The organism is Akkermansiaceae bacterium, from assembly GCA_019634595.1.
Classification (GTDB): domain Bacteria; phylum Verrucomicrobiota; class Verrucomicrobiia; order Verrucomicrobiales; family Akkermansiaceae; genus Luteolibacter.
Genome location: JAHCBC010000001.1, coordinates 223,749 through 248,482, shown reverse-complemented (window position 1 = coordinate 248,482; position 24,734 = coordinate 223,749). Strand labels below are relative to the sequence as shown.

The 24,734-nt window shown below is 63.5% G+C and carries 21 protein-coding genes; 10 read left to right on the top strand and 11 right to left on the bottom strand.

The genetic code is table 11. The features are described from left to right. The first annotated feature begins 5 nt into the window (after nt 1-5). Nucleotides 6-1,076: a prephenate dehydratase gene (gene pheA, locus KF712_01045; protein ID MBX3739547.1), complete on the top strand. Its 1,071-nt coding sequence runs from the start codon at nt 6-8 to the stop codon at nt 1,074-1,076. Nucleotides 1,077-1,109: 33 nt separating this feature from the next. Here pheA and KF712_01040 read toward each other — a convergent pair whose 3' ends face one another. From KF712_01040 to KF712_01030, 3 genes are all read right to left on the bottom strand, one after another. Beyond that, nucleotides 1,110-1,697, bottom strand: a complete 588-nt coding sequence (locus tag KF712_01040) for a hypothetical protein (GenBank protein MBX3739546.1) — start codon at nt 1,695-1,697, stop codon at nt 1,110-1,112. 45 nt (nt 1,698-1,742) lie between these two features. Beyond that, complete coding sequence (locus KF712_01035) at nt 1,743-2,858, bottom strand: aldo/keto reductase (protein ID MBX3739545.1); 1,116 nt, start codon at nt 2,856-2,858, stop codon at nt 1,743-1,745. A gap of 96 nt (nt 2,859-2,954) precedes the next feature. Beyond that, complete coding sequence (locus KF712_01030; protein MBX3739544.1) at nt 2,955-3,299, bottom strand: hypothetical protein; 345 nt, start codon at nt 3,297-3,299, stop codon at nt 2,955-2,957. A 92-nt stretch (nt 3,300-3,391) separates the two neighbouring features. Between KF712_01030 and KF712_01025 the strand changes: the two genes are divergently transcribed. The 5 genes from KF712_01025 (at nt 3,392) to KF712_01005 (ending at nt 9,547) form a co-directional block, all read left to right on the top strand. Next, entirely contained in the window at nt 3,392-5,863 is a 2,472-nt protein-coding gene (locus KF712_01025) for a ligase-associated DNA damage response DEXH box helicase (GenBank protein ID MBX3739543.1), read from the top strand. A gap of 91 nt (nt 5,864-5,954) precedes the next feature. Next, nucleotides 5,955-6,593 carry a ligase-associated DNA damage response endonuclease PdeM gene (gene pdeM / locus KF712_01020; GenBank protein MBX3739542.1) on the top strand — a complete coding sequence of 213 codons (639 nt, stop codon included), beginning with the start codon at nt 5,955-5,957 and terminating at the stop codon, nt 6,591-6,593. Nucleotides 6,594-6,882: 289 nt separating this feature from the next. After that, nucleotides 6,883-7,815: a hypothetical protein gene (locus tag KF712_01015; GenBank protein MBX3739541.1), complete on the top strand. Its 933-nt coding sequence runs from the start codon at nt 6,883-6,885 to the stop codon at nt 7,813-7,815. Further along, a complete protein-coding gene (locus KF712_01010; protein MBX3739540.1) occupies nt 7,812-8,699 on the top strand; it encodes a hypothetical protein in 888 nt (295 codons plus the stop codon). The genes KF712_01015 and KF712_01010 overlap by 4 nt, the downstream gene beginning before the upstream one ends. After that, nucleotides 8,696-9,547, top strand: coding sequence for a hypothetical protein (locus KF712_01005; protein ID MBX3739539.1), 852 nt, complete (start codon nt 8,696-8,698; stop codon nt 9,545-9,547). Before KF712_01010 ends, KF712_01005 begins: the two co-directional genes overlap by 4 nt. 105 nt (nt 9,548-9,652) lie before the next feature. Here KF712_01005 and KF712_01000 read toward each other — a convergent pair whose 3' ends face one another. Continuing rightward, nucleotides 9,653-11,650 carry a BamA/TamA family outer membrane protein gene (locus tag KF712_01000; GenBank protein MBX3739538.1) on the bottom strand — a complete coding sequence of 666 codons (1,998 nt, stop codon included), beginning with the start codon at nt 11,648-11,650 and terminating at the stop codon, nt 9,653-9,655. After that, nucleotides 11,650-15,117 (bottom strand): translocation/assembly module TamB domain-containing protein, encoded by a 3,468-nt coding sequence (locus tag KF712_00995; GenBank protein ID MBX3739537.1) that lies wholly within the window; start codon nt 15,115-15,117, stop codon nt 11,650-11,652. The genes KF712_01000 and KF712_00995 overlap by 1 nt, the downstream gene beginning before the upstream one ends. A 93-nt stretch (nt 15,118-15,210) precedes the next feature. On the opposite strand from KF712_00995, the gene KF712_00990 reads away from it, so the two are divergent. The 4 genes from KF712_00990 to hemW all read left to right on the top strand — a co-directional run bounded on the left by KF712_00990 (nt 15,211) and on the right by hemW (nt 19,199). Continuing rightward, a complete protein-coding gene (locus KF712_00990) occupies nt 15,211-16,146 on the top strand; it encodes a class I mannose-6-phosphate isomerase (protein MBX3739536.1) in 936 nt (311 codons plus the stop codon). A gap of 216 nt (nt 16,147-16,362) precedes the next feature. Then, complete coding sequence (locus tag KF712_00985) at nt 16,363-17,133, top strand: choice-of-anchor E domain-containing protein (GenBank protein MBX3739535.1); 771 nt, start codon at nt 16,363-16,365, stop codon at nt 17,131-17,133. A 106-nt stretch (nt 17,134-17,239) separates the two neighbouring features. Beyond that, nucleotides 17,240-18,007 carry a 3-methyl-2-oxobutanoate hydroxymethyltransferase gene (gene panB, locus KF712_00980; GenBank protein ID MBX3739534.1) on the top strand — a complete coding sequence of 256 codons (768 nt, stop codon included), beginning with the start codon at nt 17,240-17,242 and terminating at the stop codon, nt 18,005-18,007. Between the two features lie 97 nt (nt 18,008-18,104). Next, on the top strand, nt 18,105-19,199 hold the full coding sequence (hemW, locus tag KF712_00975; GenBank protein MBX3739533.1) for a radical SAM family heme chaperone HemW: 1,095 nt from the start codon (nt 18,105-18,107) through the stop codon (nt 19,197-19,199). Between the two features lie 191 nt (nt 19,200-19,390). On the opposite strand, the gene pqiB is transcribed toward hemW, so the two are convergent. From pqiB to KF712_00945, 6 genes are all read right to left on the bottom strand, one after another. Beyond that, nucleotides 19,391-21,064 carry an intermembrane transport protein PqiB gene (pqiB, locus tag KF712_00970; GenBank protein ID MBX3739532.1) on the bottom strand — a complete coding sequence of 558 codons (1,674 nt, stop codon included), beginning with the start codon at nt 21,062-21,064 and terminating at the stop codon, nt 19,391-19,393. Beyond that, nucleotides 21,061-21,702, bottom strand: coding sequence for a paraquat-inducible protein A (locus KF712_00965; GenBank protein ID MBX3739531.1), 642 nt, complete (start codon nt 21,700-21,702; stop codon nt 21,061-21,063). The genes pqiB and KF712_00965 overlap by 4 nt, the downstream gene beginning before the upstream one ends. After that, a complete protein-coding gene (locus KF712_00960; GenBank protein MBX3739530.1) occupies nt 21,699-22,355 on the bottom strand; it encodes a paraquat-inducible protein A in 657 nt (218 codons plus the stop codon). The genes KF712_00965 and KF712_00960 overlap by 4 nt, the downstream gene beginning before the upstream one ends. A 7-nt stretch (nt 22,356-22,362) precedes the next feature. Next, a complete protein-coding gene (locus KF712_00955; GenBank protein ID MBX3739529.1) occupies nt 22,363-23,217 on the bottom strand; it encodes a fumarylacetoacetate hydrolase family protein in 855 nt (284 codons plus the stop codon). Nucleotides 23,218-23,279: 62 nt separating this feature from the next. Continuing rightward, the gene (queD, locus tag KF712_00950; GenBank protein MBX3739528.1) at nt 23,280-23,645 is read right to left on the bottom strand and encodes a 6-carboxytetrahydropterin synthase QueD; all 366 of its coding nucleotides are present in this window, start codon (nt 23,643-23,645) and stop codon (nt 23,280-23,282) included. Nucleotides 23,646-23,696: 51 nt separating this feature from the next. Beyond that, complete coding sequence (locus tag KF712_00945) at nt 23,697-24,563, bottom strand: hypothetical protein (protein MBX3739527.1); 867 nt, start codon at nt 24,561-24,563, stop codon at nt 23,697-23,699. Between the last annotated feature and the right edge of the window lie 171 nt (nt 24,564-24,734).

The following is a 24,734-nucleotide window of genomic DNA, read 5'->3' as shown; positions in this document are numbered from 1 at the left end:
AGCCCGTGAATCTCGACGACATCCGAATCCAGATCGACAAGGTCGATCGCCAGCTCCTCGACCTGCTCTCCGAACGCGCCGATCTCGTCCACGAGGTGGGCGTGGTGAAAAAACGCGACGGCCTCCAGATCTACGCCCCGGAGCGCGAGGAATCCCTGCTCCGCAAGCTGGTCGAAATGAACAAGGGCCGACTGCCGGAGAAGTCCATCCGCGCGATCTACCGGGAGATCATGTCCGCCGCGCTGGCGCTGGAGGATGACCTGAAGATCGCCTATCTGGGGCCGGAAGGCACGTGGACCCACCAGGCCGCGATCAAGAAATTCGGCCACTCCGTCGGCTACGCGCCGCAGCCGAATTTCTCCGACGTCTTCGACCAGGTGGCCCGCCGCCAGGCGAACTATGGCGTCGTGCCGATCGAGAACTCAACGGAGGGCGCTGTGTCCACCACGCTCGATCTGTTCGTGGACTCCCCTCTTTTCATCTGCGCGCAGATCCTCCTGCGCATCGAGAACGGGCTGATGGCCTCCATCCCGCGAGAGGAAATCAAGACGCTCTACTCCCACCCGCAGGTGTTCGGCCAGTGCCGCTCCTGGATCCTGAAGAATTTCCCCGACGCGGATCTGGTCGAAGTTTCCTCCACCACGAAGGCAGCGCAGCTCGCCCGGGACAATGCCTCCCAGGGCGCGGCCGCGCTCGGTGGCCCGCTGGCTGCGGAAATGTACGGCCTCACCCTGCTGGAGAGCGCCATCCAGGACCGCGCCACGAACACGACGCGCTTCCTTGTCATCGGTGAAAAGCCCTGCCCGCCCACCGGCAACGACCGCACCTCCATCCTCTTCGCCGTGCGCCACCAGCCCGGCTCACTGGTGAAGGCCCTGCAGGCATTCGAGCACTTCGAGATCAACATGTCGAAGATCGAGTCCCGCCCGTCCAAGCAGAAGGACTGGGAATACATCTTCTACGTCGATCTTTCCGGCCACCACCAGGACGCCAAGGTCGCCGAGGCGCTGGAGGAACTGGGCAAGCATTGCTCGCTGGTGAAGCTGTTGGGGTCTTATCCGGATACTACGGAGTGAACCGTTGCCGGGGCGTCCCGCCCCGAATCATTTTCAATCTGTCATCTCAAACCGTATCTCCCCTCCATCAGGCAGATCCGCGATCTGGCGGGCGAGGTCGGCATGAAACCGGATGAGTTCATCCATCGGGACTGCCTTGAAGGATGAGGTGCCTCCCCTGGACTCCGCCATGCAGAATGGCGGATAAGCAAGAAACCCCTGCCCCGGCTGCAAGCGGTGTTCCAAGCCCACATTGAGGTATCCCTCGATGTCCGCTTCGATTCCGTCCATGAACTCCGTCAGGCAACGGGCAAATACACTGATAGTGCCGGTCTCCGCGTCGAGACGCATGACTTCAACTCCCCTGAGAAGATATTGGTCACCGAATTGATCCTGGGCAAATGGGATGTCATCGACGTCTACCGCAGGATATAAATGCATCATCGACCGCCCACTGCGGGAGGCCAACAGCAGGGAATTCCAATCGGGTTCATCGGCGCATCCGCGGAAATGGATCGCACCATAGTGGAGGATAAATCCGCCGGTCGGTTCAATGATCTCACGCAATTCATCCGGGAGGGATCGAAGAAATGTCTCGTCTGTCGATCCGCCAGCTTCCCAGGTGATATCGGTGGGTTTCATTGCCGCTATGCTCAACCAACCCGGAGCGGGACGCCCCAGCCACTTTCACCACTCCGTTCCGAGGGCGTAACGCTCGGCGACCTCAACGAGGTCACCGCGCATCGGCCATTCGTCGGCGCGTTCGCTCTTTTCGTGGCGTTTGCTGGCGCCCTTGAGCATCATGCAACCGGTGTTGTCGCCGATGGTGCGGATCTGCTCGACCTCTTCCGCGGTGAAGCGGACGTCCGGAGTGGCTCCGAATTCGCGGATCTGGTCGTCGATGTCCTTCGCGCCTTCCACCGGTTCCTGAAAGAAGGTGGGGACCACGCTTTCGACCATCGGCAGGCTGAGGTTCCAGACGGTGGCGAACTGGATGGGCGTGAGCTTGTACTTTTCCGCCACCGGGGACATGCGCTGGGCCTTTTCCAGACCGTGCTCGACCCAGCCTTTCGGGCGGTAGGCGCGGTGGTCGCCGGGCTTGAACTCATGGCCTGGCTTGAGGTCGCCGTGGAAGACGCCGCCGTAGTCCGCGACGCGGGTCAGCACTTTCACGCCGTATTTTTCACAGGCGGGCAGTGCCAGCGAGGTCGGCCATGGTTCCAGGGGATTGAGGATGAGCATGACCCAGTCGATGTCCGCGCCGAAGGTCTCGAAGCAGCGGATGAGGTCGAGCGTGAAACCGTTCGCCGGTCCCGGGGCGACGCCCAGGCGGTCGGTGAGGCCGGCGGATTTCAGTCCGCGCAGGGCATTCCACAGGACTTCGCTGGTGTAGCCGATCTCGTCGGGATTGTGGAGCATGAGCAGATCGAACTTTCCCACACGGCAGCGCTCGAGGGATTTCTCCGTAGCCATCTTCAGATAGGCCGCGTAACAGTCCTCGCCGCGCAGTTCCGCATTCGTGAAACGGGGGTAGCCCGCGGAGCCGTTGCGCTGGCCCTCATAAAAATCATGGCCGATCATGCCGACCAGGCAGTAGCTGTCCCGCGGGTAGTCCGCGAGTGCCTCACCCAGCAGGGAGTCCGCGCGGCCGTTGCCATAGACGTCGGAGGTGACGAAGGTGCGGATGCCCGCTTCATAGGCGGTGCGCATCGCCTGGACGTAGCGTTCCTCGGAAAGTGTCTCACCGTAGTGCATGAAGCGTCCGCCGCTCCAGGTGCCGTATGCTGTGGTCGTGAGGTCCATCGTTTTTGAGTCGTTGTGGGTTGGTAGTCCGGGATCCGGACAGGGTCAATCTCTGGCACAGATACGGCCGGAAAGCTCCGCGCCAGTCATCGGAAACTACGCATTCTTTTTCAGCGCCCAGAGCGTGGCACCTGCCGCCAGCACCATCACGCCATCAATGAGGGGCGTGATGAAATCCTTTCCGCCGTTCCAGACGAGCGACCAATGGTGGAAGGACATGGCCAATCCCAGCATGAGACAGATGGTGGCCATGATGAAACCGGCACGGTGCGCCCATTTCGATCCGTTCATGAGCAGGAAGCCGAACATCGCGGTCAGCCCGCCGCCCAACGCGCCCACCAGCAGCACGGCCGGTCCCTGGCCCGGGTTCATCTGGTAGCCGATGACGCTACAGCCGAAAACAATCATCCCGAGAATCACCAGCCACTTGCCGCTTGTCATGGGGAAATCCTGATCTCCCCCCTCCCCCTATGCACGGAAAAACCTCCGGCATCCCATCTTGAAATTCCTTCCTGCGGCATGAAAGTCGGGAAATGCCCGCCAGTCCGCTCCAGCCCTTTTTCAAAGCGAAAGGCTGGAAACCCTTCCCCTTCCAGAAGGAAACATGGGCGGCGTATCAGGACGGGAAATCCGGACTGCTCCATGCGCCCACCGGCCTCGGCAAGACGTTGGCGGTCTTTCTCGGCCCGCTGGAGGAGACGCTGCGTGCCGGTGGATCCGCGAATACCTGCCAGGTGCTGTGGCTCACCCCGCTGCGCGCGCTGGCCGCGGACACCCTGCGCGCGCTGCGGGAGCCGCTGGACGTCCTAGCCCCACACCTGCAGGCGGAGGCGCGCACCGGGGACACCTCGTCCGCCATCCGCGCCCGCCTGCGCAACAAACTGCCCTACACCCTTGTCACCACGCCGGAGTCACTCTCCCTCATGCTCACGCACGCGGACATGCGGGAAAAGCTGTCCCACCTGAAATGCGTGATCGTAGATGAATGGCACGAGTTGCTCGGGACAAAGCGCGGCGTGCAGGCGGAACTCTGCCTCGCCCGTCTGAGGGCGTGGTTCCCCGACCTCCGCACGTGGGGGCTGTCCGCCACTCTCGGCAACCTGCAGGAGGCACGCGATGTCCTCATCCCGCCCGGGCGGGCGGATGCCGTCACTGTTTCCGCGGATCTGACGAAAAAGATCCTCATCCGCACCCTCATCCCAAAGGAGATCGACCGCTTTCCATGGTCCGGCCACATCGGCACCCGGCTCGGTTCCCAGGTGGTGAGGACGCTGGAGAAGGCGACCACCACGCTCCTTTTCACCAACACGCGCTCGCAGACGGAGATCTGGTTCCAGGAGCTGCTCGCGCTGCGGCCGGACTGGCAGGGAAAGATCGCCATGCACCATGGCTCGCTTGACCGGGCGGAGCGCGACTTCGCGGAGAACGGCTTGCGGGATGGCTCGCTGAAGTGCGTGGTCTGCACCTCGTCGCTGGACTTGGGCGTGGACTTCTCCCCCGTGGACCAAGTGATCCAGGTCGGCTCGCCGAAAGGGATCGCCCGCCTGTTGCAGCGTGCGGGGCGTTCCGGCCACCAGCCGGGGAAGACCTCGGAGATCATCGGCGTGCCGGCGAACGCGTTGGAGCTGGTCGAGTTCACCGCCGCGCGCGATGCCGCGCTGGCCCGCAACCTCGAGTCCCGCAGGCCGTTGGAAAAACCGATCGACCTGCTGGTCCAGCACCTGGTCACCTGTGCCATCGGGGAGCCGTTCCATCCGGACGCGATACGGCGGGAGATCCAGTCGTCCCATGCCTACCGCAACCTCACCGACGGGGAATGGGAGTGGTGCCTCGGCTTCATCTCGAACGGTGGCAAGGCGCTCGCGGTCTATCCGCGTTATCAGAAGGCCGTACTGGATGAAGAGGGCCGCTACGCGGTCACCGACAAGCGGCTGATCCAGCAGCACCGCCTTTCCATCGGCACCATTTCCAGCGAGACCGGCGTGACCATCAAGTTCGCCAACGGCACCGCGCTGGGCACCGTGGAGGAGTCCTTCATTTCGAAGATCAGGCCCGGCTCGCAGCTCATCTTCGCGGGCAGGCGGCTGGAGCTGGTGCGGCTGGTCCAGCGGACGGCCACCGTTAAGCCCGCCACGGGCAAGACGAAAGGCCAGATCGCCATCTGGGGCGGGGCGAAGATGCCGCTGTCCACGGAACTGTCCCACGCGATCGCCCTGCGCCTGAAGGGCCACGGCCCGCCCGCTGCGGAGATCGAGGCCGTGCGGCCGATCCTGGATCTCCAGCAACGGTGGTCGCGCCTGCCGGATGATGAAACGCTGCTGGTGGAGCACACGCGCTCACGCGAAGGGGAGCACCTTTTCCTTTTCCCCTTCGCGGGCCGTCTGGTGCATGAGGGGCTGGGCGCGCTCATGGCCTACCGCATCTCGCGGGACACCGGGGAGTCCATCCAGTCCACGCAGAATGACTACGGTTTTTCCCTCAATTCGCGCCGCGGCCTGTTCCTTGATGAACGGTCGATCCACGGCTATCTCACCGCCGACAACCTGCTGGACGACCTTATTTCCTGCATGAACACGGCGGAGCTGGCGCGACGCCAGTTCCGGGAGATCGCGCGCGTGTCCGGCCTCATCCTCCAGACCCCGCCCGGCAGGCCGCAGCGCTCCCACCGCGAGATCCAGTCCAGCTCCACGCTCCTCTACGAAGTGCTCGACCGCTACGATCCGGAGAACCTGCTGCTGGAACAAAGCAGGCGGGAGATCCTGGAAAAGCAGCTCGAGTTCACGCGACTCCATCACGTCATCCAGCAACTCCAGACCCGTCCGGTGCACTTTCAGGAAACCGAACACCTCACCCCGATGGCCTTCCCGCTGTGGGCGGACCGCCTCCAGTCCATCCACACCGGACCGGACGCGGTTACGAGGCTGGAGGCCATGCTGGTTGAGCTCAATCTGGCAGCGGCCAATGAACATCGAACATTGAACGTCCAACATCGAACATCGAAGTGAAGAAAGTCGCATACGGCGCACAGGGGTTGATACAAAGTCTTCCTACTTCGGCGTTCGATGTTGGACGTTCGATGTTCGATGTTTCTTCCCCATGCTTCTGACTCCGGAAATCCAGCTCCTGCCGGAAGGCGCGGCCTTTCTCCCGCGGACCTCGTCGCTGGTTGTCGCGGACGTCCATCTGGGAAAGTCCGCCACCTTCCGCGCGCGCGGCCTTCCCGTTCCGGAAGGGGACACCGAACTGGATCTGACGCGCATCCGCAACCTCGTCCATGAAACGCATGCGCGTCGCCTAGTCATCGCCGGAGATCTCTTCCACGCCCCTGCCGGTGTCACAGCCGACCTCGCGGAGTTGCTCGGGACGTTCATCGGCACGCTCGGCATCCCGTTGGTCCTCATCCGTGGCAACCATGATGCGAAGTTGAAGCGGCTGCCCGCCGGCCTCACGGCTTCCAGCCATCTCGATGACGGGGACATCCGCATCATCCATGATCCGAAGGACGCCTCGCCGGACCATCTGAACATCGCCGGGCATCTGCATCCCGTCGCCCGCATTCCGGATGGCAGGCGCACCTCCCTACGTCTTCCCTGTTTCCTGTTCCGGGAGCGGACGCTGGTCCTGCCCAGCTTCGGTAGCTTCACCGGTGGCTCCATCGTCCATCCGGAGCCGGGGGATCGTATTTTCATCCCGCTGCGGGGGCAGGTGATCGAACTGCCCGATACATTGCGGTGAGCGCAGACCCCGTGTGGGGAATGCCATCGGCGCGGGAGCGTCATGGAGTGCGGCGGCCCTCCGCCGCTTTGGGGGAAGAGATCGTCTGCCTGAAGATGTGGGGGAAATCATCACGTCGCGACTTGCGGATGGCATTTTCCAGTTGGGGTAAAGTCGCACCTGCGACTGATAGCGGCAGAAGACGGCCGCACTCCATGACGCTGCCGCGTGTGGGCGGATGCCTTGGTGTGTCACCACGTATCACCAATAATATTGCCCCACCCACCCGGTATCTTCCAGTATGCCGGGGATGGAGAAGAAGACCGACGTTCTCGGGATGCTGCAGACCGGCAACAATGCAGGATGGTTTTCGGGCCTGATCCTGGCCGTTCTGACCATTCCCATCTGGTTGCTGGGCCGTCACTGCACGGGTGCCGTGGCACCCAACCGGCAGGAAAAGCCCGCGGCCTCGCACGGCGGAACCGGCTTGTCAGACAATAGGACGGGCGATCCGGGCAAATGGAAATCCCGCGAGCGCGAGGCTCCGAAGCGTCCGGAGCTGAGGCCGCTCACCCCGGAGCAAAGGGAGCGGGGCATCGCCGAAGACGCCGCGTTCCGGAAGCAGGCCTACGCCGCCTATGAAGCGGCCCTCGAACGGGATGCCGCGACCAACCCGCAACTCCGGGAGGTGATGAATCTGCGCGCGGAAGCCGGGAAGGATGTGGAGAAGCTTTCCGAAATCCGCGCCCGTATCCGTTCGTGGGAGTCGGCGTCTCCGGGACAGCGCTCGGTCCTCAATGTAATGAGGCCGACCACCGGAATCCTCGCCATCGTCCGGCAGATGGAGGATGGCAGGGTGCGCGCGGCCCTTGGTCCCCCCAGTGCCGATGTGAGGAAACGTGTCGCCGGATCATTGGTGGAGATGGGCATCGCTCCGGCGGCGATGATGACCGATGAGGTGGATGCGGCTGCCCTTTCCTCCCTCCGGGAGCAACTGTTGCTGAGGATCGGCGAGATCTCCGCCAGGCCCGGCCTCCCCGCCGATCTGTTCAACCGGGAAACCGGCACCTTGCTGGCGGGAGAGGAACTGCACCGGATGCTGGGCACCCGCGCGAAGGAACTGGCATCCCCCGCGACGCGGGAGTTGGCGGACCAAGCTGGCAGGGAGGTCGCCATCCACAGCAAGGAACTGGAGAAGCGCACCCAGGAGCAGATGAGGAAAAACGCCGCGGAGGCACCATGAAACACGCGCTTTCCAAACCGTGGATCGTCGCGGGGATTTCCGCCGTCATCCTGACGTGTGGTGTCCTGATATGGACGGACTTTCCAAAGAAGGCAGCCCCATCCACGACCTCCCATCCGCAGCGGCAATCTCCTCCAGGCGCGTCCTCCGGACGGTTGCCCGCCGCTGGCAGGTCCGCCCCGAAGAAGCCCGTTGATCCCGCCCATCCGCTGACCGCGGCGGAGTACAAGAAACTGCATCAGGAAGCACTCTCCGTGGATGCGGAGGCCAACCCACGGATCCGGCGTCTGCTGGAACTCAACGGACGCCATGCCAGCGAAACCGCACGCCTGCAGCCGACCATCAAGGCCATCACCACCTGGGTAAATGAGGCTACCGAACCGGCCGAGAAACAGAAACGGACCAAGGTGTTCCATGATGTTCTGGCTCTCACCGCCATGATTTCAACGACGTATCAGTGGCAGGAAGATGAACTCCGCAGCCTGATGGAACCGGATGAAACACCGGCGGTGCGCATCTTTTCCAAGGGCCTCGTGAATCAGGAAATCGACCCCTCCGCATTGATGGGATCCACACCGCAGGCAAGAGCGGCGGTCGATGACATCCATCTGAAGCTCTACGTGCGGCTCAGCCGGGTGGTGGCGGAATCCGGCGCACCGGCGGAGCATTTCAACGCGCTGACCTATGACCGGATGATCAACTCCGCGCTCGCGGCGTCATTCTACGGAAAGGCCATGCAACTGTCCTCCCCCGGAACGCAGGAACTGGCACAGGCGGAATACCAGATGCGGGTGAGCGGTGAGCGGATGGTTCGGGATTGCCTCGACCGGAGCAATGCGGCAAAGAATCCCGCCACCATGGCAAGTGCCATGCTTTCCCCATGAACCTCCGCAACGCAGCCATCGCGTCCCTCCTGCTGGTCCCCTCCCTCATCCGTGCCGGAGAACCCACCACGCCAGCTCCCACTGCGCCCCCCGATTCCGGTTCATTCTTCCAGTTCACCTCGACCAGCCTGTCCTACCTCTACGGCTTCAACTGGGACACGCCGTTCTCCCCCGCGTCCGACCGCGATATCATCACGCTGGAACATTTCAACGCGAACCGCTTCGGCGACTTCTTCCTGTTCGTGGATTTCATGAACATCACGACCGAGAACCGCGGTGGCCCGCCGGACTCCGGGTTTGATATCTATGGTGAGGCGAGCCCGCGTCTGAGCCTCGGCAAGATCACCGGCAAGCCGGTGAAATTCGGCATCATCAAGGACTTCTACTTTTACTCCGGCACCTACGAGTTCGGACGGTCGAAGTCGCTCGACAACATCAACAACGAGTTCGGCACGAACATCGACACCACCCAGCTCCGGCAGCTCCATGGTATCGCGGTGGATCTCGACCTTCCCGGCTTCAACGTCGCGACGATCAATGCCTACTGGCGGGATGACCTGGATGTGAGCGGCAGCACCTGGCAGATCACCGCGGCCTGGGAGGTTCCCTTCACCCTGGGAGATTTCGATTTCGTCTTCAAAGGCTTCGCGGATGTGGCGGGCAGCGAGGGATCACTGGAAGCCCAGTTCCATACGTCACCGCAGCTCGTGGTGGACATCGGCGACAAGCTTTTCGGCAGGAAGAAGACACTCTACTTCGGCACAGAGGTCGATGTTTGGTGGAACGAATACGGCATCAAGGACCAGGATGATGTCATCCCGCAGTTGCTGCTACAGGCGTATTTCTAGCATTCGCGGTAAGGCCGCGATCCGGATATGTTTCCGGGCGGAAGACCGGAGCAGGATGCTCCGGCAACGGCCTGGGGCGGGACGCCCCAGCCACATTCCGACCCTTCAGAACGCCACGCCGATGGCGAAGTGGAAGGCACCGGCGGGCTCGTCCTTGTCCCGGGTCATGTTATAGCCGTATTCGAACCGCACCGGACCGATGGGCAGGTCCAGCCGCACCCCAAGACCGAGCGCCACCTCGACCTCCGCGGAGGCCAGTTCCGAAAACTCCCGCCCGAGGGCACCGGCATCCATGAAGGCAACCGCGCTCAGCGGACCGGCCACCGGCCTGGAAACCTCCGCGTTCACCACCCATGACGCCTCACCGCCGAGCGCATATTTCCCATCCGCAGACAGCGGGCCGAGTTCCCGCTCCGGGAAGCTCCGGACGCTGCGCGCGCCGCCGTTGAACAGGCGGAGGTCGATGGGCACCTCCGTGCTGTCACCGGAGGGCATGATGAAGTTCATGCTGCCTCCCAGGCCGAGCTGATAGATCTTTCCAAGAGGGTGATACCAGCCGCCGGAGATGCCGCCCTTCACATAGGTGGTGCTCATGTCGCCGACCACCGCGCCGACCTGCAGCGGCATCTTGATGTGCCAGCCGTTCTTCGGCAGCACGGGGTTGTCCCGGAAATCGATGGTCTGTGTCAGCGCGATGCGCGGGTGGGTATAGACCGTCTCCCCCAGTTCCGCCCGGGCGAGGCCTTCCGCGGTGATGTTGATGATGGAGTAACCGAACAGCAGTTCCGTGAGGTAGTTGTCGCCGAACTTGCGGCTGAACTTCGTATCAAGCCCCGTCTCAAAGGAGGAATACCCTTCATGCCCGTAGATGAGGGCATAGATCCTCGTCGCCATGGAGTAGTCCGATCCGAAAAGCCACGGGTTCACGATCTTCGTTTCGCCAAGCACACCGCGCGAACTGAATTCGAAGCCGCTGCTGAAGCTGAGCATCTGCCCCCACAGGTTCCTGTCGGCGTAGCCAGCGCGGAAGATCGCGCCTTCATAGGAGCCGAAGCCGAAGCCCAGCGTCACTTCCTTCGCCCGCCCTTCCTGTATGTTCAAGGTGAAGTCGATCTGATCCTCCCCCACCTCGTCCGTGTCCTGGGTGATGGCGGCGAACGCTCCGGTGCCGAGCAGCTCGCTCACGCGCTTGTTCATCGCCGCCTCGTCATACCACTCACCTTCCAGCTTCTCCAGGCGGCGCTTGATGCGGTTCGGGTTGGTCTTTTCCAGACCGGTGACCTCCACTTCGCGCAGGCGCACCCTTTTTCCGAGGTCGAGGTTGAACTCGGGAACGAAGCGCCCCCCCTCCAGGCTGCGGCCCATGGTCAGCTTCGCACTGGCGTAACCACTGCCGGTGAAAGCCTCCGTCACCTCCTTGCGCATGGCGCTGATGTGGGTGGTGGTGGCATCCCTGCCGACGTAGGGGCCGGATTTCTCCCGGATGGTGCCGCTGCCATCACCGTTCGTGCTGGTGATCTTCGGCGTGCCGATCTTGTACAACGGCCCCTGGTCCACATCGATGACGAGGTTCACGTTTCCTTTGTCATCAATATCCCGGCTGGTGATCTTCGCTTCCGCGCTCCAGTAGCCCAGCGCGTTGAGATCCTGCTTCATCATCGCCAGGCCGATCTCCACATCCCCTTCCCGGAACGGTGCGGAGCCGGAACCGATGGGCCGATCCTTCGACGCGGGACTGGAATAGACCCTCTCCAGACGGCCACCCTCGACACCGATCACCCCGCGGACCTCCACCTTCCCCAGGGAACGGCGACCACCTTCATCCACCGTCAGAAGGATCTCCTCCGGCCCGACCACGCTCGGAGTCACCCTCACATCGGCATAGCCATCCTTCCGCATCACCTGGGTGAGCAGGAAAGCGGCGTCATCCGCGCGGGAGGCGGATGCGGTGTCATTCTCCACATGGGTCAGCCTGCCGCCGATGAGGAACAGCAGCTCGCCTTCGCTTTTCGACTCCGCGCCGCGGATGGTCACCTTCGTCTTCGCCGCGGCGATGGCGGAGAGGCAGACCAGGCAGAGCGATATGACGGAAAGCGGCTTCATCAGCGGAAAGAAAGTCTCCAGATTCCCAGAAAGCGGGTGTCCCCGCTCTCCCCCATGCCGGCGGAGATGAACCAGCGGTCCGTCAGGGCAATGGTCGCCGTGCTGAACGAATCACCGTCATAGGGATCCGACTCGGCCAGGTTGAAATCCACCCGGTCCAGAACCTTCATCACCGGTCTGAGCTGGCGGGCGAATGGCAGGCGGCCGCGCCGCATTTCCTCGAACAGGAGTTGCAACGCCCGGGAGGAGGCGGCCTGCGTGTTCTCCAGCCCGGCGGAGGTGGTTCCCGTTGCCAGCAGCGTCATGATCTCATGCTCCGGCAGCGGTGGATTCGACGTGAGGACGAGCTGCGGGTCAGACGCCCGGCCATGCACATAGACGTCCACCCGGTAGGGCCGTGGTTCCGCGAACCCCCGGATCTCAAGGATAGGATCAAGGCCGGTCTCCGGCGTGAAGCGGACGACACCCCTGGGCACCTTCAGCGTGCTGAAAGGCAGCACCGCCACCCCATCACGGATCCTCACCGCACCATCCGGCGCGGGTACCGCCACCGTGCCGCCGACCTTGATATCGACCCCAACCTCTCCCGTGCCCAGGTTCCCCCGGATCAGGAACGGATCGTTCGTTCTCACCGTCACATTCAGCGTCCAGTCTCCGAATGGTGCGGGCACACCCGCAGCGGGACTCGCCTTCGCGGCATCGATCTTCGGCAGCGACGCCGCATCGACACCGCGCGAGGTGGTGCCGATGGGCAGCAGCTCGATGTCCCGGTAGAACAGGCTGTCAACGATGCCCACGTTGCCGGTGAGCGCGGCTTTCTCGAATGGTCCCTGCAGGCGGAGATCCGCGCTTGCGCGGACGATCATCATGTCATTCCGCACCAGCGGCAGATGGCTGGCATTCAGACGGAAGTCGATGTTGCCCGGCTTCCCGTCCTGCAACGCCAGCGTGCCACCCGCCTGGACAGATCCCCCGGCAACGGTCGCCCGCAGGGTCTTCACGGACACCTGTTGCAGCGTCATGTCCACATCCGCCGCCACACCGGTGATGGGGGGGAAGTCGCCCTCCGCCAGGATCACGCTGCCGTTGGCGAGGTTCACGCTGCCCCGGATCTCCGGTTTTCCCACCTGCCCGGCCACCACCACATTTCCCGTGAGCACTCCGGTGAGCTGCTTCAGGGCGGGCACCAGCGAGGCGAAACGGGAAAGATCCAGCCGCGGCAGGTCGAGCCGGGCTTCCACCGGCTCATCCTTGATCCGCTCCGGATTCTCCGCCCACTCGGCAGGCTTGAACGGCATGGCGGCCTTGATCACCACAGGGTTGTAATCCGGCGTGGTCACCGTTCCGTCCAGCTCCATCCGCCCCTCGTTACCCTTGATGGTGAGCTTCACATCCGCCGGCGGGACCTTCGGGTTTTCCGGCGTGCGCAGGTTGAGGAGTTCCAGGGCGAGATCCACCTGCGGGGAGCCATAGCTGCCGGCGATCTTCACCTTCACCTGGCCGGTCGATTTCCCGTCGAGCTGCGCCGCCTGTGGCAGCCAGGGCTTGAGGGCCGCCAGGGACAGCACCTTCGACTCGATGGAGACATCGACCGGGCGTTTGTCATTCGCCAGGGTGTCCTTCCATTTCGAGAAATCCTCCGGCACCGGGAGCTTGGCGGAGCCTTCCGCCATCTCCGTGACACCGTCCGTCCATTTGAACGATTTCAGTTCCAGCAGGCCGTCGCCCAGGCCCGCGTTGAGCAGGATGGTCTGCTCCTGCGTCTTCACCTCCAGCGCGGACAGGTCCACCTTTCCGGGCCATTCGTAGGAAACGGAGCCCTTCGCATTCACCGGAGGCTGCTCCGGCTGCAGCCACTCCGCCGCACCGATGATCAATTCCCCACGGTGCGTCCCCGCCGCCAGATCCCCGCCGCCAGCCCAGGTGGCGCTCGCACCCGCACGTCCGCCCAGCTTCACGCCGCCGATGGCCAGCCAGCGGTCGATGCGTGCGTTGGTGAAGTTCTCCAGATCGAGCGTGGCGTTGTATTTCTTCGACTCGATCTCATAGCGGCCCGCGGCCTTCAGGCCGTCGAGATCCACCGTGCCGGATACCGGGGCATCCGGTGCCCAGTTCCCGGTGACCCTCACCGGGGTGGCTTCCGTTTCATCCACCGGTTTCAGGAGCAACGCAGCCTCCGCCGCCATCGGTTTGTTCAGGGCGTCGAACGCGATCTTGAAGTTCCCCTCCAGCGACGACTCCGGAACCGGCTCGTCCACCTTGATGGCCGGGTAGCGTTTCGAAAGTTCCTCCAACAGTGCGGGGACATCCACGACGCCGAGTGTCCCGGTGGTTTCGCCGAGAAGGAATTTCCCGTTCATCCGGGAAAGCGGTGCGTCCGCCTTCAGCTCCACCGGAGTGCCCAGCGCCTGGACGGTCACGGCCAGACCGGCTTTCTCAGCCTCCAGCGTCGCGCCGATGGCGACTTCCGAAGCGACCCAATCTTCATAGGCGACATCCTCGAAACCAACCTGCGCGTGGCCGGTCGCCGCCAGCGGATCCGGAAGGACGCCATCGACATTCAGCGAGAAGGAGGTGAGCCGCGCCTTTGCCGGGATCTCCACGCCGAATGAGGCCGCCGTCTTTTCCACCTGCAATGCTCCGGAAGTCAGGGCAAGCGTGGCGGCGGAGAAACCCGGGCCGGTTTCCAGGTCGAACACCGCCTCATCCACCAGCAGCCGTGCACGGGCGGCGGGGTCCCCCTCCTCCGGCAGGTCCACCGCCAGATCCCGGATGCCGATGCCCGGATAGGGATCCAGCTTCTCCAGCGAAAGTTGCTCTGGTGTCCACACCAGCGCGGACTCCTGCGCGGGCAGGGTGAGATCCTGCGGAGCGGTCATCTTGCCGATCCTGAGGTTGATGGTGTCACTGCCGGGCGTGTGGATGATATCCGTGGGTTCCAGGGTGAACTCCGGCTTTCCATCCCGCTCGGTGGCCAGGCTGATGCGCTGGAGGTCGATGTTCAGCGGGATGACCTTCGCCCGCGTCTCGCGGATGGTCCGGATCAGTCCGGGCAGGTCCAGCGGCTTGTCCTCCTCGATCTTCTCCTTTTCGATCCCCGTCCGGATCTCCGCATGGAGGTCCCGGACCGTAAGGCCACGCACCTCTCCCTTGATGAGGCGCATGAATTCATACTCCGGCGTGGCGCGGGCGAGCGTGATCTTTTTGACGACACCCTCCGCCCCCGCGATGTCCACATCCGCGATGGAAAGTCCGCCGGTGATGCTGCCTTCCAGCCGGAAGCCGCCGGTCATGCCCGCTTTCTCCATGAAGTGGCGGGCCACCTTCGGACCCAGCCAACGGATTCCCGGGCCATTCAGCCAGAACACCGCCGCTACGAGGAGAACCACCAACCCCAGCAGGATGCGCGGCCAACGCCTCCGCTTGGGACGCTCCACGGCCTCATCGTTCTCTTGCTTATCCGCCAAAACTGGCCCAGACATTCGCCCCAACAACGCCTCCGGTCAACCGCCGGATCCCGCAATTTTCCGGCATCCACGAAACTCCGCCCATCCAGCCGCATGGAACCCATCCGTTTTGCCCCCCTTTACATGAAGCGCGTCTGGGGTGGCAGGGAACTGGAACGCGTCTATGGCCGCACCCTGCCCGACGCGGACCAACCCTACGGCGAGTCCTGGGAAATCGTTGATCGTCCGGGGGAGCAATCCGTCGTGGACGGCGGGAAATTCGATGGACGGACACTTCATGAGCTGTGGACCAACCACCGCGAAGAACTGTTCGGCACAGCTCTCCCGGATTCCGAACGTTTCCCCATCCTCATCAAGATCCTCGACGCGCGGGACGATCTTTCCATCCAGGTCCATCCACCGCTGCACCTCGCGGAGCAGCTCGGTGGAGAGCCGAAGACGGAGATGTGGTACATCGCGGACCGCACTCCGGGAGCGAAGCTTTACGTGGGATTGAAAAGCGGCGTCACCCGCACCGACTTCGAGCGAGCCGTGGCGGATGGCACGGTGGCGGACTTGGTCCACTCCGTGTCCCCCTCCCCGGGCGACTCCATTTTCATCCCCTCCGGCCGTCTGCACGCCATTGGCGCGGGTTTCCTGATCCATGAGATCCAGCAGAACTCCGACACCACCTACCGGGTGTTCGACTGGAACCGCCTGGGCCTGGATGGCAAGCCGCGCGACCTCCATGTGGAGCAATCGCTCGCCAGCATCGACTTCGGTGACTTCGAGCCAACGATGGATACTCCGGATGGCGGAGTCCTCGCTTCCTGCCCGTTTTTCAGAACCGACCTCGTCTCCGCCGCTGCGGGTTCCACCATCGGCCATGCGGATCCCTCCCGCTTCGTAATCCTTTCCGTCGTGGAAGGCAGCGTGGAATCCACTTCAGGCCGCTCCTTTCCGAAAGGCAGCTTCTTCCTTCTGCCACAGGGAGCACCTCCACTCACCGCAACCAACGGGGCCTCCGTGCTGCGGATCACGATCCCCTGAAGAACCGGGGCACCTGAGAGCCTCCGCCGTCGTCCAGGGGTGGCGCTGGTTCCGCCGGTCACGCCGCTTTGTTCCCGATGGCGGACATGTAAATATCCGGAAAATCATACAAGAATAATGCGCAATTCATTTGACATTATTACGCATTTTTAAAACATTCCGCCCTGTTGTCGGTTCGTTCACCCGAACCAACCGCCAATCATCCCCCCTCCCCCCATGAAACACACCATAGGCCGTATTGCGGCCATTTGTGCCGTGCTGTCATCGTTGCCAGCAATGAGCGTCGCCCAGACCAGCATCAGCCATACGGACTCATATGGTCCCACGAGCACGGGTTACACCAATCACTCGGAAACATTCACCCTTCCGGGCTTCGATCCGGCATGGGGGACACTGGAATCCGTCACCGTCTCCTATCATGGACAAGTGCTCAACAGCGTCGCGTTCGAGAACCTGGGAAATACCAATCACACTCCCACGGGATACGTGTTCAACCTGGAAGCAGGCCATGGCATCGGGCTTCTCGCGCTGGGGCTGGATCCCGGCAGCATCTCACCTTTCGCACCCGGCACCTTCGAGCTGGATGCATCCGTATGGGGGAACAGCTCCAATTTCATCGCCTCATCGACCTTCCTCCAGGAGGTGCATGAAATCACATCCCCCAACTCGTTTGACGGCATCCGTGACTTCGGTGGCACCTCCGGCTTTACCTACGCTTATGGGACGATCCTGGATGTGGAACAATCCGTCACCTTCACCGATTCCTCATCCCTGGCCCTCTTCATGGGTTCCACCGTCACTCTCCACGACTTCCAGGGCAGCGGATTCGAAATGCGCGCCTACGGTGGGAACAACGATTTCATCATGGTCACCGACAAGAAAGGTGAGGTGACGGTGACCTACAACTTCGCCGCCGTACCGGAACCGGCGGCTGCGATGCTTGGTGCCTTGGGCATCCTGCTGCTGGGCTTCCGCCGGCGCCACTGAGCATCGTCCGGCATCCACAGCCCCCAGGAGCCCCCCGTTCGGGATTTCCCGAAAATTTCGGGTGGCTCTTCGTTTGTCCGCCCATAAGATTCCGTCACCGCCTCCTGTGACCGACATCAGCAAATCCGCCACCCTCCGCCTCCGGAAAAACGGCCGCCCCATTTCGGCCCTCACGGCTTACGACTATCCGACCGCACGCCTGCTGGATGAAGCGGGCGTGGACCTGCTGCTGGTGGGGGACTCCCTCGGCATGGTGGTGCTGGGCTTTCCTGACACCACCCACGTGACGATGGAGCACATGCTCCACCACACCGCCGCCGTGGCCCGTGCGAAACCGAAGGCCCTGCTGCTGGCGGACCTGCCCATCCATTCCTACGACACGCCGGAACAGGCGGTGGAGAACGCGCAACGCCTGGCCGCAGAGGGCGCGGACGCGGTGAAGCTGGAAGGCGGCGTCCACCAGGCCGCGATCATCCGCGCGATCGTGGACGCGGGCATCCCCGTCATCGGCCACCTGGGCATGCTGCCCCAGCGCGTGGTGGAGGAAGGCGGCTACCGCAAGAAGGGCAAGACCCCGGAACAGGCGGAGGAACTGCTGCGCGGCGCGCAAGCCATCGTGGACGCCGGCGTTTCCGCGATCGTCCTGGAATCCGTGGTGCCGAAAACGGCGAAACTGCTGACCGACTCCATTTCCGTGCCCACCATCGGGATCGGCTGCGGTGACGGCAACTGCGACGGTGAGGTGGCCGTGGTCACGGATCTCATCGGCTCCTTCCCATGGTTCGTCCCGCCCTTCGCCCGCCCGGAGACGGACGTCGCCCCGCTCATCCGCCAGGCGGCGGAGAAGTATGTGGCGCGGGTTTCGGAAAGTTGATGGTTGAAAGTTGAGAGTTGATGGAAAGAAGAGGCCGGTCTGAAGACCAGCGCTCCCAGCGTCCGCTTCCGAATAACCTCCAGACCGTAGTCCCGCCCTGCTCCTCTACGCACACATTCCGTTCTGCCACCGGGTCTGTCCCTACTGCTCGTTCTACAAGCACACGCCGGGGGACACGCCCATCGGCGCGTTCGTGGACGCGCTGGCGGCGGAGGCACGCCACCGGCTGCGCGGGCTGCAGGAAAAACCACGCACCATCTACCTGGGTGGCGGGACGCCCAGCATGCTCTCCCCCTCCCACCTGCGGAGGATGTTCTCCGCGCTCCACGAGCACCTTGATTTCTCCACGCTGGACGAGGTGACGCTGGAGGCGAATCCAGCCACCTTTGACCTGAAGAAAGCCGTGCTTTTCCGCGAGCTGGGCGTCACCCGCGTGTCGCTGGGCATCCAGTCATTCACCCCCCATGTGCTGGAGATCCTGGGACGGGAGCATTCCGTGGAACAGGCGAGCGAAGCGGTGGGCATCCTGCGCGCGGCGGGCATGCCGTCGGTGAACATCGACCTGATGTTCTCCATCCCGGGACAATCGAAGGACGACTGGGGACAGACGCTGCGGCATGCCATCTCCCTGGAGCCGGACCACATCTCCGCCTACAACCTGACCTATGAGGAGGACACCGCCTTCTTCGACTCCCTGCGGCGCGGGGACATGAAGGAGGACGAGGACCAGGACGCGGAGTATTTCCATCTGGCGGACGCTCTGCTCACCGACGCCGGGTTCGACCACTACGAAACCTCCAACTACGCGAAGCCCGGCCACCACTCCTCCCACAACCGCGGCTACTGGATGGGCGAGGACTATCTGGGGCTGGGACCATCCTCCGTTTCCACGATTTCCGGCCAAAGACACCGGAACCTGCCGGACACCAACGGCTACATCCGCCAGGTGGAGTCACTGGGCCACGCCATCCATGAGTCCGAGGCACTGGACGCGGAGGCCACGCGGCTGGAGCGGATCGCGCTGGGCCTGCGGACGAAGGAAGGCATCCCGCTGGATCTGCTGGATGACGACGGGAAACGCCACGCGGAATTCCTCACGGACGAGGGGCTGGCGGCGGTGAGCGGCGGACGTCTGGTGCTGGTCCACCGCGGACGGGCGCTGGTCGATCCCATCGCCGCGGAGCTGGTGTGATGGTGTTGAAAAGCGGACGCGAAGGGTAGCGGACCAAGGATTGGACCACTGGGACCGCGGAATTCATTCCGCTTGGCTTCGCATGATGGCTGGATTCTCCGGGGCGGAATGAATTCCGCGGTCCCAGCCCGGCAAATGACGCTCACTCCATCCACCCCCGCCGAAGGTCTCACGACCTTCGCTACGCGAAATCACCTTCCGCGAGGTGCCTTTGGCTTCGGGTTCCCGGAGGAATCTTTGCCCCACAGCAGCGAGCTGGGCTTTTCACCGATGGTGGTGGAGGTGGACGTCAGGGAGCGCAGGGTGGCACGCAGTTCATCCAGCGTGCGCAACAGATCCCCTTGGATCGCTCCATCCGGGCCGACGCTGGAGATCGATTTTTCCAAGGAAGCGAGCGTCTGTTTCAGATCCGCCGGCAGCTCCCTGAACGCAGGATCGTCCAGCGTCTTGCGGAGCGATGCCGCGGTGGTCTCGATCTCCTTGAGCGTGGCGCTGGCATCCGCCGCCGTCTTCGTGGACTCGTCCGCCAGCGCGTTGATCTTCGCGATGGTCTCGTCCAGCGGCAAGGCGGCGACCTTGTCGAGGAAGGCGTTGACCTTCACTTCCAACTGGTCGAAACCGGAGGAAACCGTCGGCAGGGTCTTGTACTCGCCGGTCATCGAGATTTCCGCGTAGGCGGGGTCCGTGTGGTAGTCCAGATCGACGAACTTCGCGCCGGTGAGGAGGCTTCCCGTCTTCAGGGAGGCACGCATGCCGCGGCCGACGGCATTAGCCATGAACTGGAACTCGGGATCCTTCAGCCTTTCCCGGGTCTCCGCGCGGAGCAGCGCGGGATCGATCTCGATCAGCACGGGAATGCGGCGGTCCTCCCGCACGGGGTTATAATCCAGGGAAATGCCCGCGACCCTACCGATCTGGATGCCGCGGAACTCCACGGGCGCGCCTTTCGCCAGCCCGCGCACGGACTGGTCGAACAGCAGCAGGAACTGCACGACGGGGGCGAAGGTGGAGTTCACCGCCGCGTCATAACTTTTGAACAGGTCGAAGGTGGAACCGTCGGCGACAGGCTCACCGTTCTCGATACCCTCCGGCACGCCGAACTCCACGCCGCCGGAAACCATCGCCTGGAAGGAAGGCGTGCGCAGCTTGACCCCGTCCGCATCCGCCGTGACGTCGATGCCGCTGGTGTTCCAGAAACGGGTGTTCTGCGTGATGAGCCATCCCCAGTCCTGGCGGATGAAGGCATCGTATTCCAGGCTCTTGCCATCCTTCGCGAGCTCGCGGCTCTCGATGCGTCCGACCTCGAATCCACGGTAGTAGATGGGGGATCCCTGCACCAGAGATCCGGCCTCCTCCGCCTTCAGCTTCAGCCGCCGTCCGGGGACGCTCAGGCTGGTGGCGGGGGGGCGTTCCTTGCCGACGAAGTCCCTGACCTTGTCATCCCCACCCCTCGGGCCGGGATCCAGTTCGATGTAGGCACCGGTCAGCAGGGTGCCCAGGCCGGAAATGTCCGTGGCGGAGACACGGGGCCTCACCACCCAGAAGTTGGTGCCCTGCTGGAGGAGGTGGGATGCCTCCGGGTCCATCCGCACGGCGATGGAGACGGATTTCAGATCCTTGGAAAGTTCCACATCCGTGACGTAGCCCACCCGGACGGAACGGCAGCGGACCTCCGTCTTTCCGGAGACGATGCCGTCGGCGGTCTCAAAGGAAATGCGGATCTCCGGCCCCTTCGAGGTGATGCTGCGATAGACCAGCCAGCCGCCGATGAGGAGGGCGAGGATGGGCACCACCCACACGACGTTCCACCGTTGCGCGGCTTTGAACTGCGGGGTTGCTGCGGGAGGTGTTTCGGTATCGCTCACGGTGATTCTTCTTTCTCGGGAGGGGGTTCCATACTCTCAAGCCGGTCCCAAAGCAAACGTGGATCGAAGTTCATGGCGGCGAACATCGTCAGGACGACCACCCCGCCGAAGGCCACGGCTCCCGGCCCGGGAAGCACCCGCATATAGGCGCCGAGCTGGACCATGGCCACCAGAATCGCCACGACGAAGATATCCACCATCGACCAGCGGCCGAGCAGTTCCGTCAGCCAATAGACCTTCCCCAGGATCTTCGGTGAGGGATCGACCTTGCCCGTAGCCGCCGCGCACAGCCAGACCAGCGCGACGATCTTCAGCAACGGGATGAGGATGGAGGCGGTGAAAATGACGATGGCGATGGGATACGCGCCGCTCTGCCAGAACTCCATCATGCCGACGATGATGGTCTTGTTCGCGGTGCCACCGAACTCCAGCACCGTCATGATGGGCAGGACCATGGCCGGGATGTAGAGCACGGTCGCGGCGATGAGCAGGGCGACGGTGCGCTGGATGCTGTTCGGCTTCCGGATGTGCAGGTGGGTGCCGCAGCGGGGGCATCTGCCGAGGCTCTCCGGCGACACCTTTCCGCAGGCATGGCAGCCTGCCAGCCCCAGCGGGCCTCCACGGGGCGGATGGCTCATTCCCGCGCCACCTCCAGGCGGTCCCAAAGTTCCTCGCGGTCGATCCCCGCGACGGCGGCGGCCATCGCCACCATCAGGCAGGCGAAGGCCCAGAAGCCAACGCCGAAGTGGAGGTCCGCCATTTTCCCCAGCTTCATGAGGCTGACCAGGACACCAAGCAGGAACACCTCGATCATGTTCCATGGCTCGGTGAGCGTGAGCCAGCGGGCGACGCGCATGGCACCCGGAGCGGCCTTCCCCCACAGCAGGGGGCCGCAGACATAGATCAGCCCGCCGGACATGACCAGCGGGGTGAGCATGGTGAACAACGCCACGGCGCAGCCGACGATGGGGCTGCCATCATTGATCAGCGCGGAGGCCGCACCCATGGGCGTCAGCGTGGTCCGCATGCCCCCCGCATCCATGCTCATGAACGGGAAGGTATGGACGATGATCATCAGCACCAGCGCGGTAAGGGAAAAGGAAGTGGCCCGCACCAGCGAGGCGCAGCGGTTCTGGTAGAGCAGGGCGTCACACCTCACGCAGCGCGCCGCAGTGCCCTCCGGCACCGGCACGGACTCGTGCAGGGTATCGCAGAAATGGCATACGACCCGGTGCGGCCCGCCCTTCGGCTTCGGCCACGGCCGCATGGAGATGACGAGTTTCCGCTTCACGGCAGGATCATGGCAGAGCCACCACGCGGTGCCCGGTCTGCCCCAGGCCCTCCACGCCGCATTCCACGAAGTCCCCGCACTGTAGGTACTTCGGCGGTGTCATGCCCATGGCCACGCCGCTGGGCGTGCCGGTGATGATGACGTCCCCGGGCAGCAGGGTCATGAAACGGCTGATGTAGCTGACGATCTGCCGGACGGAGAAAATCATGTCGCCGGTGTAGCCGTTCTGGCGCAGCTCGCCATTCACGGTGGTCCACAGGCGGAGCTTCTGCGGGTCCGCCACCTCATCCGCCGTCACCAGCCACGGCCCCATGGGCGCGAAGCTGTCGCAGCTTTTCCCCTTCACCCACTGGCCGCCCATTTCCTTCTGGAAGGCGCGTTCGGAGAAGTCACAGAACGTCGAGTAACCGGCCACGTGGGACAGCGCGTCCACCTCTTCCACATAGCTGGCCAACTGGCCGATCACGATCGCCAGCTCCACCTCGTAGTCCAGCTTGGTCGAGCCACGGGGGATGATGACATCGTCGGAAGGTCCGCTCCAGGCGGTGGTCGCCTTCATGAAAAGCGTCGGCTCCGTGGGGATGTCCCCGTCCAGTTCCTTCACGTGCTCGATGTAGTTCCTGCCGACGCAGACGATCTTCGACGGGCGGTTCACCGGCGGACCGAGACGGGCCAGCGGGTCGATCTCGACACCGCCCGGACAACCGCCCTCCACCCACTCCGCCAGGGACTCCAGTCCACCGGAAGCGAAGAAGCCCTCGTCGTAGTCGTTGAACTCGCCGCTGGCATCGATCTTCCGGCCATCCGCGAGCAACACCCCCGGCTCCTCCCTCCCAGCGTCCCCGAATCGGATCAATTTCATGCACGGAAATCTAGCATCGTTTCCCAAGCAAGGAAGTCCGGTTTTCAACGCCCGCCCCCACCTCAGAACTCGCCCTTGAAAGAGCAGCGCGCGGTGGGTGTCTCGAAAATGACGATCTCCGCCAAGCCCGGAAGCTGGGGCGCGAGGTGCCGCCAGAACCACGCCGCCATGCGCTCGATGGTGGGGCTTTCCAGCCCGGGGATGTCATTGAGGTAGCCGTGGTCGAGCTGTTCGAGCAGCGGCTTCATCGCCTCCGAGATGACCTTGTGGTCGTAGATCCAGCCGATGGCCTCGTCCACCACCCCCTCGACGGAGATCTCCACCTTGAAGCTGTGGCCGTGCATCTGCCGGCACTTGTGCCCCTCCGGCAGGCTGGGCAGGGTGTGGGCCGCCTCAAAACGGAAATCCTTCGTCAAACGCGCTCTCATTTCCGCAAGCAAATCACCGGAGGCGGGTTCGGGCAAGCGTGGGCGTTTTCCTTACTGGTATAGCTCCGCCATCTTCCTCATCAGCACCTCGAGCTGCCGGTAGTAGTCATCCTCCTGCATGGTCTTCTTCTTTTCGCGGAGTGCCTCGATCTCCGCTTCCAGCGCGGCGCGCTTTTCGCGGGCAGCGGGATCCAGGGGATCGACGGTGGGTTTCAGGAAATGGATCTCCCGCGCGACCAAGCCATCGGCGGGCTTTCCGTCGGCGGGTTTCCTACCCGCCCGCAGGCCCTTGAAGGTTTCCGCAGGGGTCCCCATGCCGTCGCCGTTGTCATCGATGACGGCGTGCTCCTGCATCACCCGCTGCGCGTCCTCATAGAAGGCGCGCACCTTCGATGAGGCGGTCAGGGTGGCCTCGATGAGCGACACGGCTCCGTCACGGTCCAGATCCGCATCCGCAGCGGTGAGAGCCTCCGCCATGGCCCCGCCGAAGCGGGTGTAATTCCGCTCCCCATCACTGCGGGTGGAGCCGATGATGACACGGTTATCGCCGGACAGTTCCTTCAGGAACGGGGAGCTGGCGGAAAAGAGGTTGAGGATGACCAGGCGGCGGGTGAACGGGGCGAGCAGTTCCCTCAGCTCCGCGGAGGAAACATCGCGGCCCCGCAGGTTGAAGTTCGCGGTCCGGCCGTCATAGCTGCCATGGCCGATCCAGACCAACCAGAGGTCCCCGCCGTCCTTCGGCAGCGCGGAGAGCGCCTTCTCCAGCGCGGCGCGGTCCCCGCCCTCCCCCGCCGGGTCCATGCCGACGACGGTGGCGGCGAAGTTCCCTTTCTCCGCCGTCTGTTTCCACACCTCCCCCTGCTTACGGAACTCCGCTTCATAGCGCTGCTCACCCGGCTCGCTGACGACGATGAGCATGTCGCGCTTTTCCTCGGCGGCTCGAACGGAAGGGAGAAGAAGCCAACCGCAGATGAACGCAATCGGAGCGAAGCGGAGATGGGCGAGCAGCTTTCCCAGACCCGAGCCAAATACACGCAGATCAAAGAACAGGATTAAAAATATCCTCTTCCATCTATGTTCATCTGCGTT